Annotated in this window: 14 protein-coding genes; 3 read left to right on the top strand and 11 right to left on the bottom strand. The window is 61.3% G+C overall.

The features are described 5' to 3' along the window. Both X733_RS161645 and X733_RS161640 read left to right on the top strand, forming a co-directional pair. Entirely contained in the window at positions 1-972 is a 972-nt protein-coding gene (locus tag X733_RS161645; protein WP_023687785.1) for an amino acid ABC transporter permease, read from the top strand. Between the two features lie 623 nt (positions 973-1,595). Next, positions 1,596-2,159, top strand: coding sequence for a sigma-70 family RNA polymerase sigma factor (locus X733_RS161640; protein ID WP_023667968.1), 564 nt, complete (start codon positions 1,596-1,598; stop codon positions 2,157-2,159). On the opposite strand, the gene X733_RS1000000167600 is transcribed toward X733_RS161640, so the two are convergent. The 11 genes from X733_RS1000000167600 to X733_RS161590 all read right to left on the bottom strand — a co-directional run bounded on the left by X733_RS1000000167600 (position 2,160) and on the right by X733_RS161590 (position 11,132). Further along, complete coding sequence (locus X733_RS1000000167600) at positions 2,160-2,336, bottom strand: hypothetical protein (protein WP_023704587.1); 177 nt, start codon at positions 2,334-2,336, stop codon at positions 2,160-2,162. Positions 2,337-2,478: 142 nt separating this feature from the next. Continuing rightward, positions 2,479-2,697 (bottom strand): hypothetical protein, encoded by a 219-nt coding sequence (locus tag X733_RS161635; RefSeq protein ID WP_023681089.1) that lies wholly within the window; start codon positions 2,695-2,697, stop codon positions 2,479-2,481. Between the two features lie 73 nt (positions 2,698-2,770). Further along, positions 2,771-3,673: a class I SAM-dependent methyltransferase gene (locus tag X733_RS161630; RefSeq protein ID WP_023817797.1), complete on the bottom strand. Its 903-nt coding sequence runs from the start codon at positions 3,671-3,673 to the stop codon at positions 2,771-2,773. Between the two features lie 4 nt (positions 3,674-3,677). Then, positions 3,678-4,655 (bottom strand): GNAT family N-acetyltransferase, encoded by a 978-nt coding sequence (locus X733_RS161625; RefSeq protein ID WP_245274379.1) that lies wholly within the window; start codon positions 4,653-4,655, stop codon positions 3,678-3,680. 8 nt (positions 4,656-4,663) lie between these two features. Next, positions 4,664-5,821, bottom strand: coding sequence for a glycosyltransferase family 4 protein (locus X733_RS161620; RefSeq protein ID WP_023817801.1), 1,158 nt, complete (start codon positions 5,819-5,821; stop codon positions 4,664-4,666). A 6-nt stretch (positions 5,822-5,827) separates the two neighbouring features. After that, positions 5,828-6,760 (bottom strand): beta-xylosidase, encoded by a 933-nt coding sequence (locus tag X733_RS161615; RefSeq protein WP_023817802.1) that lies wholly within the window; start codon positions 6,758-6,760, stop codon positions 5,828-5,830. Continuing rightward, complete coding sequence (locus X733_RS161610; protein ID WP_023687791.1) at positions 6,753-7,514, bottom strand: TIGR04290 family methyltransferase; 762 nt, start codon at positions 7,512-7,514, stop codon at positions 6,753-6,755. Before X733_RS161610 ends, X733_RS161615 begins: the two co-directional genes overlap by 8 nt. Positions 7,515-7,517: 3 nt before the next feature. Next, complete coding sequence (locus tag X733_RS161605) at positions 7,518-8,321, bottom strand: sugar phosphate nucleotidyltransferase (RefSeq protein ID WP_023817803.1); 804 nt, start codon at positions 8,319-8,321, stop codon at positions 7,518-7,520. Beyond that, positions 8,321-9,421, bottom strand: a complete 1,101-nt coding sequence (locus X733_RS161600) for a glycosyltransferase (RefSeq protein WP_023817804.1) — start codon at positions 9,419-9,421, stop codon at positions 8,321-8,323. Before X733_RS161600 ends, X733_RS161605 begins: the two co-directional genes overlap by 1 nt. 14 nt (positions 9,422-9,435) lie before the next feature. Continuing rightward, positions 9,436-10,032, bottom strand: coding sequence for a histidine phosphatase family protein (locus X733_RS161595; RefSeq protein ID WP_023667978.1), 597 nt, complete (start codon positions 10,030-10,032; stop codon positions 9,436-9,438). Then, the gene (locus tag X733_RS161590; RefSeq protein ID WP_023736084.1) at positions 10,029-11,132 is read right to left on the bottom strand and encodes a myo-inositol-1-phosphate synthase; all 1,104 of its coding nucleotides are present in this window, start codon (positions 11,130-11,132) and stop codon (positions 10,029-10,031) included. The genes X733_RS161595 and X733_RS161590 overlap by 4 nt, the downstream gene beginning before the upstream one ends. 85 nt (positions 11,133-11,217) lie before the next feature. Between X733_RS161590 and X733_RS161585 the strand changes: the two genes are divergently transcribed. Then, positions 11,218-13,032 carry a hypothetical protein gene (locus X733_RS161585; RefSeq protein ID WP_245274380.1) on the top strand — a complete coding sequence of 605 codons (1,815 nt, stop codon included), beginning with the start codon at positions 11,218-11,220 and terminating at the stop codon, positions 13,030-13,032. Positions 13,033-13,040 lie beyond the last annotated feature (8 nt).

Here is a 13,040-nt window from a genome sequence, read left to right on the forward strand (position 1 = left end):
GTGATCGGCCGACTATTGCTCAACCACCCGGACGCGGCGCGCCGCGTTGGCGTGTTCTTCGTGCTCGCCGCCATCGCCGCCGGCCTGTATGGGCTCGGCATCAAAGCCAGTTGGCTCGGCAAGCTCGTTCCGGGGTCGGTCGAGTGGCTCGCCGCCAACCCGGACGTCGGGCGGGCGGTCTCGGCGGTGCTGATCGCATTGATCTTGGTGGCGAACTGGAACGCGCTGCGGTATCTCAGCCGCAAACAGCAGATTGTGGCAGTTTGGATAGAGCTGTTCGTGTTGCTAATGTTGTTTTTCTATTCCTTCGACCTGTCCTTCGCGTTCATCGCCAAGAAGATCGGCTTCCTCGTCTCGAAGGGTGTGGTGACGACCCTCTACATTTCGGCCATTTCGATCGCCATCGCCACCCTCATCGCCTTCGTTGGCGCCATCGCCAAACTTTCCCGCAACGGCGTGGTCTATGGCTTGGCGACCTTCTATACCTCTCTGTTTCGTGGCTTGCCGTTGCTGATGCAGATCTACATCATCTATCTCGGCCTGCCGCAGATTGGCTACGTGATCGGCGCCGTGCCGGCTGGCATCATGGCGCTGTCGCTCTGCTACGGCGCGTACATGACCGAGATCTTCCGGGCCGGCATCGAAAGCATCTCGCGCGGCCAGACCGAGGGTGCTACGGCACTCGGCCTTAGCGCTAACCAGACGATGTTCCTGGTCATCCTGCCGCAGGCGATGCGCGTCATCGTGCCGCCGACCGGCAACCAGTTCATTGCGATGCTGAAGGATTCTTCGCTGGTCTCGGTGGTCGGGGTCTGGGAGATCATGTATCTCGCACGCACGCAGGGCCAGACCGAGTTCCGCCACATCGAGATGCTCATCACCGCCTCGATGATCTATTGGCTGCTCTCGATGGGGCTCGAGTTCCTTCAGTCGCGGATCGAGGACCGGTTCGGGCGCTCACTCAAGCGCTGATCGTCATCCGTGATCTTCGCCAAAGCGAGTTGCACAGCACCGCAACAGCCAGCTTCGGAGAGCAGCTGCAGATTGTACGCGACAGCATGCCGTTCGGCGACGTCGTGAGGGGTGAATCAACCCGGTATTTCATCGGCTTAGCCCGATCGGAGGGCAGAATAGAGCAAGTGCTGGACGAGCATGTTCGTTGGCCGACCGCCCGGCAACTACGACCGATTGCTGGATTTCACCCGCGCCAATAAGTTAACAAAATTAATGACTCTAACATGTCTCCGGCCAACCATTATCGCTATGTATCGATGGTAGCCGAGTTCGCCACGTGGTTCGCCAATAGGTTTGTCAGCAGTGGTTTGCGCGTTACCAGCCGCACGACTCGGTCCATGCCCTGCACAGCCAAACGCACCGGCGAGACTTCCCGGGAATGAAGCTCGGCATGGTGTTTCGTTCCTTTGAAGTGGGCGTGGTTGGGGGAAGACCGTAGTCGGCGTGTTCGCGCCCGGTGGAATTTTCGAAGAGTTGTTTCCAACGGCGGGAACGAACCAAACTTCCATGCATTTAGCTCTGGCTTCGTTCATTCACTCTTTCTTCTGGGAGCTGGACCATTGTCATCCGGAGGCTATCTCTTGGCCGACCAACAAACCAATGACGTTTCCATCGTTGATCTGATACCTGCCCTGCGGGCTTTCGCGCGCACCTTCTGCCGCGTTCCAGACGATGCCGACGATCTGGTGCAGGAAACGTTGACCAAAGGGCTCGCCAACATCGACAAGTTCGAACCTGGTACACGCATGAAGTCGTGGCTCTTCACCATCATGCGCAACACCTACTACACCCGGATCAAGATCGCTGCACGGGAAGCGCCAGGCCTTCTCGACTGCGCGTCTTCGAGACCGATTTCGGAAGCTACCCAGGAATGGACCGTTCAGAGCAAGGAAGTTCACGGCGCCATCCAAAAGCTGCCCGAACATCAGCGCGAGGTGCTGATGCTGATCGGCGTTTTAGGAGTGGGCTACGAGGAAACCGCCGAAATCTGCGGCTGCGCGGTAGGGACGGTCAAGAGCCGGCTGAACCGTGCCCGCGCCAACATCCTTGAGCTACTCGGGGAGAGCTCGTTGCAGACATTGATAGAAAGGCGAAATCAGCTGTCGGATGGTCAGCTCGATATAGAGGTCGACAGCCGCAGATAATCAGCTCTTCACGTCTCGCCGACGCTTCTCGACGAGAGCGTTTTGCAATTCGATCGCCAGCTTGGACAGGCGGTCTGGTATCTTTTCCTGCTCTATGGCGGCCAGCAGGGAAGCAATCTCCCGATCTACCGCCATTTCGACAAGCAGATCCGTGGTATCGTCGCTCGAATGAGACATCACGTTCTCTTGATAGCATCCCTAGATCCAAGTCTGATGATGAGCGCTCGGCACTACAAGGCGTTGTCGACCGCCGAGAGGCTCACCGGCGGCCCTTGCACAGTTTTTCCTCCGTGCCGCGGCAAGACGCGGCGCGGTGGCGTCAGTCCTTCAGCAACCGGTTTGCGGCGTGATCCTGAAATTGATCGGACTTGATTCGATTGCCGTCCAGCCCGCGCTCTCGGCCATGTTGCTTCCTGTCGCGGTTGGACAAAACCGCGTTTTCCTCGATCTTGTCCTTGTCCAAGGTGGTCATTGCGCCGGCGCCGGCACCTTTGCCTTGGCTGCCTTGGCCGAAATGCTTTTTGCCGCCGGATGCCATGATCTCCTCCTTCGAATCCAGGACACCGATCGGTGCCGACGCCCGAACCGGCATCGCGCTGTAATGTTCCGTCTCACCCAGCAAGCAGGAAGGCGTCGCCATCCCATGACCGAAACGGCTTCTCGCCGTCGATGACGACCCGCAATTGGTGAGCTTGCGCAAGACGGCCGATGTCGGCCCGGTCCAAAGAAAGCGATCCGCGATAAGAATAGTTCAGCAATGCGAGCCGGCCCGGCCGTTTGAGAACGCGCGCAATTTCATCGAAAAGCCGCTCAGCCATGCCGGCCAGGACCAGGTAGGGAAAGCTGTCGACCGCCAACACGCAATCGAAACTGTCGTCGTCGAAGTCGGCCAGATCGAGACCGGAGGTTTGGCGCAGTTCGACATTGCCGAGCGCTGCGCATTGCTCGGAGGCGACAGAGATCATCCGCGATGATATGTCGATGCCGACCATCCGCTTGAAGGAATTGGACAGCGCGCGCTCGAAACGTCCGATGCCGCAACCGATGTCGAGAATGTCTCGTTCAATTCCGGTGAATTCTCGCGCCTCGAGCCATTCAACGATTTCGTCGGTCATGGCTGTCAGCCGCTCGTCATCGCCAAGGGATCCTAACTGGACACTTGCGGCTGTCGAAATTGCTGCCGCGGCATCAAAACTCGAGGCCAGCCGCGTGACGACGGCAATATCCGTCTCGCCGTTACCGCGTTCATGCCGAACGGCGCCGCCTGTCGCTCGCAAAGTGGCAAGGACGCCCGGTCTGTGGCGCAGCAGTCCAGCGACCTTTCGCAGTCTTTCAGCATCGCCGGTATCCGCCGGACGGACTTTCAGCACGAACTCCGCCAATTCCGCCGCTTCAATTGTGGGCGGCAGGTGAAGCGCCAGCCTGACGAGAACAGCTTCGGCGCAGGCACCATCGGCCATGCAATCTTCGACCGCCCGTCTGACCGATGTCCGGCGCTGCGCGTGCACACTCATGACATCAACTCCGCGTCCAGATCCTCCGCATCGTCCACCTGTCGACGGCGCCCCAGCCATATTTGTAGGCCTCCTGGCCGCGCAGGAAGTCGAACTCGCGCGCATCCTCGCGGATCGACTCCGCGATCGCGTGGCCGATCAGGATCGCCCCTGGGCTCTCCTCGGCATATGCAGGATCTAGGCCGCCGAGATAGGCATAGGCGCGGCCGCGGTGGTGAAATCCGTAATAGGCGGCGACAGTCGTGCCATCGATCGCGAGCAACCAGCATCGGACCAGGCCGTGAGCATCGAGCAAGGGAAGTGAAAGCCCATGGAAGTGCTGCACGGCGGGGTCGGCCAATACACCACCTCCATGTCCAACCCAGCGTGCATGGTGCAGGCGGATCAATTGGTTCAGGAAGTTCTGATCGCCCCGCGCTGACGCCAACGCGAGCCGGCCGCGTCTGGACGCCGCTTGGCGCGCCCGGCGCAACTGGCGCCTGCGCCGAGCGGGAACGCAGCCGGCCAACGTGTCGTCGCCGGCAACAGCAAGCACGGGACAGGCTGCATGAATTACCGGCCTCTCGACCGTTAAACCGGGATGCGCGATCGTAAGACCGGCACTGTTTTGCGGCAGATCAGACAAGATCCATTGTGACCACCCGACCGAGCAGATCGTTTCGGCAATTGTGGACACGATCGCCGCCTCGATATCCCGGACAGCCAGGATGTCCAGATAATCGCTGAGCGAAATACCGACCGGAAGCAGCTTCGAACCGGCCGTTCCATGCTCGAGATAGAGTGGCGCCAGCCCGACCAGATCGCCGCCACGCCAGACCGCGACTGTCGCCAGTTCACCGGGTGCGAATGCGCGCCACCATGGCACCAGCCAGGCGGGGGATTGGAACGGCGTCGCAGAGGAACTCTGCTCCCACAGTTTCCACCAGTGCGGCGTCAAGGCATCGAATTTTACGGGGTCATCGATGATTTCGCTGCGCAACACTGCTTTTCTCACGGTGCCGCAGCGAAGCGCCGGCAATCTGTGCCAAGTTGTGCCAGCGCCTGATAGGCAGCCATATACGACGAGATCATCCGTTCCAGCGAAAACCGCCGTCGCGCCTCCACCCGGCACGCCTCGGCGTCCAGGCTGGGCGCCGCAAGAATGGCTTGGGCCATCTCGTCGACTGTGTTGACGAGAAAGCCCGTCCTGCCGTGCTCGATGACATCCGCAAGCGCACCATTCGGGAATGCGACCACCGGGGTACCGCAGGCGAGGGCCTCCATGGCGACAAGCGAGCTTGTCTCGGCGGCGAGGCTTGGAATGACCAGACAGCGGGCTGCGTTGAGAAAGCGCCTCTTGGCGTTAAAACCGAGCGGGCCCAGGAAGCGGCGGCGAGCATCAAGACGGGATTGGACCTCGTCGCGAAAGTAGCGCGTATGTGTTTCGTAGGGATAGACCTTGCCGCCGATGACCAGGGGCACGCCCGCCTGTTTGGCCGCGTCCAGGGCCAGGTGAATGCCCTTTTCCGGGCAGACCCGGCTGAGAACCAGGGCAAAGTCTCGCTTCGGCTGCACCAGGTTCAATGATTCGATGTCAACGCCGTTGGGAATCGGCGCCACCAGTCTGGCCCCTGGTGGCGCCGTTTGCTGCTGGGTGGACGAGACCGCATGGAGCCACAGGTCGTCGCGCGTCGGTCGCAGAGCCTCGGCCGGATACCAGTCCAAGGGCAGGTGGAGGCTCACCAGGGTCGGGCCATCGTCGGGCAGATAGGCATCGAAATCGATGCCGTGCAGATGGACCACATCGACCGGCCATCGGGCGCGGGCAGCGGCGATCGCTTTGCGATGAGCCTGCTGCGCGCGGCTCTTCGCCGCCTCGTCGAGCACGCCGTCTTCAGCCGGTATTTCCACAAGGTTACCGCTCGCGCTGGAGCCGTGGCAGCCAATGACGATAGAGCGGTGGCCGGCGCGAACCAGCGCCCGATCGAGCATCGACAGAACCTGTTCGGCACCGCCGACAGCATCGGGTCCGACGGGTGCGAGAGGGTAGGCGACATTGAGGACAGTGAGCGCCGCGGCTGGTTGGGCCTCGGTCTCGTACGCCGCACCACCTGTCAATGGTGCCGCTAATTCGTCCAATGTGTCGGGCGTCTGATGCATCGGCAGCATGACATTTCACGCGGCCGAGGCCCGCCGCGTCGGGAGCGAAGCGGACGTCATGCCGGGCGCATAGCGGCGGATCATGGTTGCGCAGAATTCCGCGAACTCCTCCGGCACCAGAGGTGGGCTGGTGTGGTGGGGCATCATTCCGCGATGCTCCGGTGTAAAGCAAAAGGTGACCGTCACGTCGAAATCGGCGAGTGCCTCCATCTGCCGGTCGAACCAGTCCAGCGCGTTCGGCCGGAAGTTGTCTGCCCAGGAAAGCCCCGTGCGCATATTGGTGACGCCCAGCCGCTTCATCCAGGCGACAGCATCGTCCAGCCGGGGGTCCTCGAAATGAAACCACTGCACCAGCCCCATTGCGGGCGAGTAGCGCAGGAACTCCTCCAGCGCTGGTTTTGGCGTGCCGTCCTGGCGCAGCAGCCCCATGTGGAAATGTCGATAGTAAGAAGAGCCCTCCGCCTCGCGATGCCGCGTCGTTGCTTCCCATTCGCGCGGAAGATCGTAGAGGCTGTACCACTGGATGCGTGGTGCGTTGCCAATCAGCAACTCGGCGGTGCGCTTGAGCCCCCAGACCTGGATCTCTTCCGCGCCGAAGGTCGATACGCCGACTTCGCTGACCCAGATGGGAAGGTTGGTGACGGTCGCGATCTCGCCGATCTTCTGTGGCCATTCGTGGATCTGCCACAGGTTCCAGTCGAGCGGAAAGCCGTGCACGGCGACGGCATCGACATGGTCCAGCACGCCGAATTCCTTCATGCGGGTGATAAAGCCCGGATCTATCGGCGAGATGCCACCGAGTACTTTCGTCAAAGACGGGTTCTCTGACGCGATTGCGTCAGCCGACAAGATCGCCATCCTGGCAAAGCGGCTCCAATCGGGATCGAGCTCTGGGTCCCAATGCGATTTGTTGTTGGGCTCGTTCCAGATCATGGCGGCTTCAATCATGGAGCTGTCCTTTCGAGGGGTAGATGGCGCCGCCGCCGGCCGGGTCCCCGGCTGCGCGGCAGAAATAGACCTCCTGCTCGGGGTGCAGAACGATCTCGAAACCGGCGCTGCGCAGCATCGCTTCGGTGCAGGCGCGGTTTGGAATCCACCAGTTGGTGGGATCGTCGGCATAGCGGTGCTCGATGAAATGCAGCTTGGGAAACTGCGGCTGGTCGAACAGGTCATGCGTCCAGAAATGATAGTTTTCTTCCAACTCGGGCAGATCCGCGCTGCCGCGCTGCATGGACTGGAAGATCATCAGGTCACGGGCGACATGTTCGCGGATCAGGTCGAGCGCGAGCAAGGGGTGGCGCAAATGGTAAAGCACCCCCATGAACAGCACGACATCGAACGTCTCGCGCAGCGAGCCGACGTCGTAGACCGAAAGCTTCTGGAATTCGATCTCGCAATCGGCAACCTCGGCGGCAAAGCGAGCCTGCGCCAGGTAGGCGTCATCGAAATCGATGCCGAGGACACGGTCAGCACCTCGCCGCTTCATCTCGATGGAGTAAAATCCTGCATTGCAGCCGATATCGAGTACCGCCTTGCCCGTCAGATCAGCGGGAATGGCATTGGCAAATTTGCGCCATTTGATCAGCGGGTAGTTGCCCAGAAAATGGTTGGGAGCGGTTTCGACGCCGGCAAGTTCCATGTTGTGGAACCACGGGCCGAGCGCATCGATGCGGCGGCGGATTTCGGCATGGGAATGCAGCATGGCTCAGGCTCCTTCGCCAGGAACGACGGGTACATGCGACTGCGCGCCGGGCATGATCATGGTGGGCCGGCGGTGCGCGGATGGGGCGTCGTTTTCAAGCAACCGCAGCGCTGTGCGATAGCCGTTGAAAGTCCCGACATCAACATAGTCCGACCCAGCCCTGACACCAAAAGCTGTACCGCCGGCCGCAATATAGGCGTTGACCAAAGTGCCGATATATTCGTCACTGCGCTCGCGCTCACGCCAGAGTGCCGCAAGCTGATGCAGGATATGGCCCGGCATCTTGAACGCACCCCAAACCCAGTTCGTGGCGGCATCCTGCCGCTTGACCTGGATTTCGATCACGCGCTCGTGGACGTCGATGACGACGGCGTCGAAGAATTCCGGCTGATCCACCGGGAAAAGCAGAAATGAGAGCTGATCGTCGGGCAAATGGCGGAAACCGTCCTCGGGAAACCAGATCGTATCGGGAAGGCCGACCAGGACGACCTCGTCGGGCGCGACGAGGGGCGCCGCCCGGAAGATCGCATCGCACAGACCGACGGGGTTCGGCTGCACCACGAAGAGAGCCGCCGCGTCACCGTAGCCGGCGGCGTAGTATTCAAGGATGTCGGATTTACCCGATCCGATGATGAAGCAAATCTTGTCGACGCCGGCCTGCACCATGCGCCGTACCAGATACTCGCTCACGGCGCATGGACGCTCGGTCTGTCCATCGATCCGGCTACCGACCGGCAGCAGCTCTTTCGAGAAGCCGAGCGGCTGAATGCGGCTGCCGCGCCCGGCAGCGGGTACGATGCCCAACATCAGACCGCTTCCCTCATCGGTTCGCCGGGAGATCTTTGAAAGGCATCGTTCAGGATGCGATCCAGTTCCGCCGCGCGCCGTGCGGAAGTGTGTTCGCCCAAGACCCGGTCGCGGGCACGCCTTCGAATGCCGTCGAGCTCGCACTCCGGCAATTGCAATGCGGCGACCACATCATCGGTGTCATGCGCCAACAATATTTCGCGGCCGGGTTCGAAAAATTCGGCTAGGCCCGGCCATGCATCGGTGACGATGGCAGCCCCACACGCGGCCGCTTCGAAGAGCCGTCCCGACGGGCACCAGCCCTTTTGCGCCATCGCCTCTCGGGTGACGTTCAGTGTCACGCGAGATGATGAGAAGAAAGCCGGATGGTCGGCTGGCGGAAGATGCCTGACAAAGAAGATGTTGTCGCTCCATGGGAATTCCTGCGGATATTGCGCGCCGCCAATGATGAAGCGGTGGTCAGGCAGGCGCGCGGCCGGGCGGACCAGCAGCTTTTCGACGCCGGCCTGGCGATCCGCCGCGTAAGTTCCGAGATAGGACAGATCACCGGCGAATTCGGCCCGCTTCTCTGCCGGCCGGTGTTGGTCGGGATCGACATGCCCATAGAGAGGTACCACGTGACGCGCGCCTAAAACCGACTTAAGCGCCTCGATCGCCGAGCCGCCGGTGTAACTCAAAACGAGGTCGAAATCGGCAAGACCCTCAGGTCCGAAATAGGGCGGACGCTCGCCTTGCTCGATGCGGGCAAGCGTGACCGGAGTGTCGAGATCGTAGAAGACACGCAATCCGCGACCTGTCTGCTGCGCCAGCCGCGAGGCCTCCACGGCGTCGGCACAGTAGGAAGTGACGACGACGACATCCGCTTGCTTCATTGCCCGCTCCGCAACGCGACGGATGTCTTCCCAGTCCGGATAAATGACGACGTTGCCGCCATCGAGCCGATCGAGATCACGCGTCCCGGCATAGTAGGGGGTATCGCGTTCGAAGAAGGTGATGGACCATCCCAGCCGACCCAGGGCGCGGATCAGTCCCCGCCAGAGCGTGGCATGGCCGTTGCCCCATGATGATGTAACGGTGAGACCGAAAATGACCATCTGCATCCGGAAAGTCCTCGTCAGGCAGCTTCGTTCATTCGCAGGAGCTTGGAGCCCCAGTCACCCGACACGATCGTCGTGATCGAGGCTGGATCGATGTCGAAGCGGAAGCAGTCGCCGACCGGCAAGCCAAGCACCTTGCAGACGGCGGCTTTGATCACGTCGGCGTGGCTGACCAGGGCGACACACTGATTCGGATGCCGCTCGCGCACTGCGTTCATCAGTGCGACGATCCGCTCCTGGACATCCAGCATGGTCTCGCCGCTCGGTGTCCTGGCCTCCTGCCGCTGGTCGTTCCACGCCCGCCAACCGGCATCGCCATTCAACTCGTCGAAAGTCTTTCCCGACCAATCGCCGAAATCGATCTCGTCGAGTTCGGCGCAGATCGCGATTTCGCCGACGCCGCAGGCAAGCGCGATCGGCACGGCCGTCTCTTGCGTACGCTCACGCGGGCTGCACAAAATGGCTTCAATCGGCTCCCGGGCCATGCGGCCACCAAGATGCGCGGCCTGCGCCTTCCCAGCCTCGCCAAGGCAAACGCCGTCCATCCGTCCTGCAAGATAGGAGCCGACATTGTCGTGCGCTGCATGACGGATCAAAAAGAACGTTGTCGTCATTCCGCGGCATCCAGCAAAGGCTCGTCCTTGCCGGCGATGAAAGCGAGCGTGCGCTGCCGCGCTTCGGCGTCGGTGAACTGTTCGGGAGGCGACTTCATGAAATAGCTGCAGGGGCCGGTCAGTGCTCCCGCTATGCCACGATCGAGCGCAAGCTTGGCGCAGCGTATCGCATCGATCACCACGCCGGCTGAATTTGGAGAATCCCAGACTTCCAGCTTGAGTTCGGCGTTGAGCGGCACGCCGCCGAAGGTCGTCCCTTCCACCCGGATATAGGCCCATTTGCGATCGGTCAGCCACGGTACGTGGTCGCTGGGTCCGACATGAATATTGCCCGGCTCCAGGGGAACATCGAACTGGCTGGCCACGGACTGGGTCTTGGAAATCTTCTTTGATTCCAGCCGCTCGCGTTCCAGCATGTTGAGGAAGTCGGTGTTGCCGCCGAAATTCAGCTGATAAGTGCGATCGATGCGCACGCCGCGCTCGCGGAAGAGATTGGCCAGCAGGCGGTGAACGATGGTCGCCCCGACCTGGCTCTTGATATCATCGCCGACCAGCGGCAGCCCTCGCTGCTCGAAGCGCCGGCGCCATTCCGGACGTGAGGCGATGAAAACGGGTATGCAGTTGACGAAGGCGCAGCCGGCCTCGAGCGCGCATTCGGCGTAGAAGCGCGTCGCCTCCTCGGAGCCCACCGGCAGGTAAGACACCAGCACGTCGGCGCCGCTGTTGCGCAGGATTTCGCTGACGTCGGCAACCGGCTCCGGCGCCTCCTCGATTTCGTCGCGCAAGTATTTTCCGATGCCGTCAAGTGTCGGTCCGCGCTCGACGCGAACGCCGTTTGCCGCCGCATCGGCAAAGCGGAACGTGTTGTTGGGGGCGGCGTAGATTGCTTCAGCGACGTCGAGGCCAACCTTGCTCCTGGCGACGTCGAACGCGCAGACAATCTCGACGTCGTCGACATGGTAGCCGCCGAGGTCGGCATGCATCAGCCCTGGGATTGGTTCGTTGCTTTTTGCGTGACGATAATAGGAGAGGCCCTGCACCAGGGAGGATGCGCAATTGCCGACCCCGACGATACCGACACGAACCTTTTTCGATCCCACGAAACTGCCGCCCTATGCTGTTCAAAGGTAAGTTCCTGCCGCCGAACCACCAGCGTGCCGGAATGTTCCTTGGCCTGCCGAAAAATTGCGCAAGACAGCATGGATCGAAGCAGCGCTCGCTGCGTTGCCGCAAGGCAAAGCATTGGAAAACCGATCGATGATCGTTTACGGCGACCAGAAGCGGAGGCAGAGCGCAGAACGGCTTCGCGAAGCTGCCAGCGAGATTGCTCAAAGTCTGGACCGCATGGCTCGTGGCCTCCGACGCCATGCCGCGTTGGTCGGACTATTCATCAGCGTATCGGAACTGGTTCGGGCGCTTGCCGATGTCGATTTCGAGACCAGCGGCATCGACATCTTTTCGCCGCGGCAACAGCAAGGCGCGAGATTGCTGGTTGGTCTTGCGGCCGAGGTGGCGAAGTCGTGGCGAAGCGGTTTCGCCGTGGGCGGTGGCATCGACCCAGGACTTCTCCAACTGCTGGACGGGTTGGAATGCGAGGCTGAGGTTCTGACCGGTTCTGCCGAGGGTTACGCGCATTACGCGCTTTATCCCGAAAGCTATTTGGGAGCGGCGCAGGAGTCAGGTCTCGATGCGAACACATGCGTGATCGGCATCCGCAGCATCGGCCTGGGGCTTGCCGCCATAGTGGCTGCCGCGATTGGCGCGCCGGCGCCGTTCAGCGTTCGTCCGGTCGGCCATCCTTTCCGCAGGCACATCAATGCCGATCCGCGCTCGATCGCTTCCTGGAAGAACAATCCATCGGCACGCTTCGCCGTTGTAGACGAAGGTCCCGGTCTGTCCGGCAGTTCGATGCACGCCGTCGTCGCGTGGCTGCGGGAACTGGGTATTGGTATGGACCGCATTCACCTGTTTCCCAGCCATCCTGGCAACCCGGGCATCGAAGCGTCACGGGAGGCCAGGGAGACATGGTCGCGCTGTCCGAAACATGTGGCGACGGCGCTCGAATGCACCTTCCCCGAAAGCTCGAACATTCCCACGCTTAGCGAATGGGTGGCCGAGGCGGTCGGCAGCCCCGAATTACGCCTGACCGAACTGTCTGGTGGCGAATGGAGGAGCGTCCACTACGTCGACGAAAAGCATTGGCCGCCGAGCCCGCGCGGCATCGAGCGGCGTAAATTCCTGGCGTCCGCGGGGTGTGGTCGCTGGCTCGTCAAATTCGCCGGCCTCGGCGAAACCGGACGGCGTAAGAGACGAGCCGCGGAAATGTTGGGGAAAGCCGGGTTCGGATCGCAAGTGGTCGGGCTTTGCCACGGCTTTCTGGTCGAACGGTGGATTGACGGCACCACGATGGACCAGGCGCCGCTGCCAAGAGGAAGGCTGGTCGCGGAGTTGGCGCGCTATCTAACCTGGCGGGCGCTCAATCTCCGAACCTGCGAACCGGGTGCATCATTGCTCGCACTCGCGGAAATGGCTGTTTCCAATACATCTGAAGCCCTGGGCGAGAACCGAGCGGCGACGTTGCGCCGTTGGCTCTCGAAAAAAACCCCTGCGTATGTTCTGCAGCGGGTGGAAATCGACGGAAAGCTTCACGCGTGGGAGTTTCTCGTTTGTGCCGACGGCACGGTGCTCAAGACAGATGCCGTCGACCATTGCCGGGCACACGATTTGATTGGCTGCCAGCCGATAGAGTGGGACATTGCCGGCGCCCGGGTCGAATATGGACTAGCCGACAGCGATGTGACGACATTGGTCGAGGGGATGGGGCTCGATATTGACAATGGCCACATCGATTTTTTCGAACCCTGCTATTTGGCGTTCCAAATCGGGCTCTGGAGCACGGCTGCGCAATCCGAAAATGGCCAGGAAAAAGCAAGGCTGGCCGCGACCGGAGACCGATACAGGGCGGGGCTGATACGATTCCTGGACGAATCTCAGGTGTAGCGTTTCGA

It is taken from the genome of Mesorhizobium sp. L2C066B000, from assembly GCF_000502335.1.
In the GTDB taxonomy this organism is placed as follows: Bacteria; Pseudomonadota; Alphaproteobacteria; order Rhizobiales; family Rhizobiaceae; genus Mesorhizobium.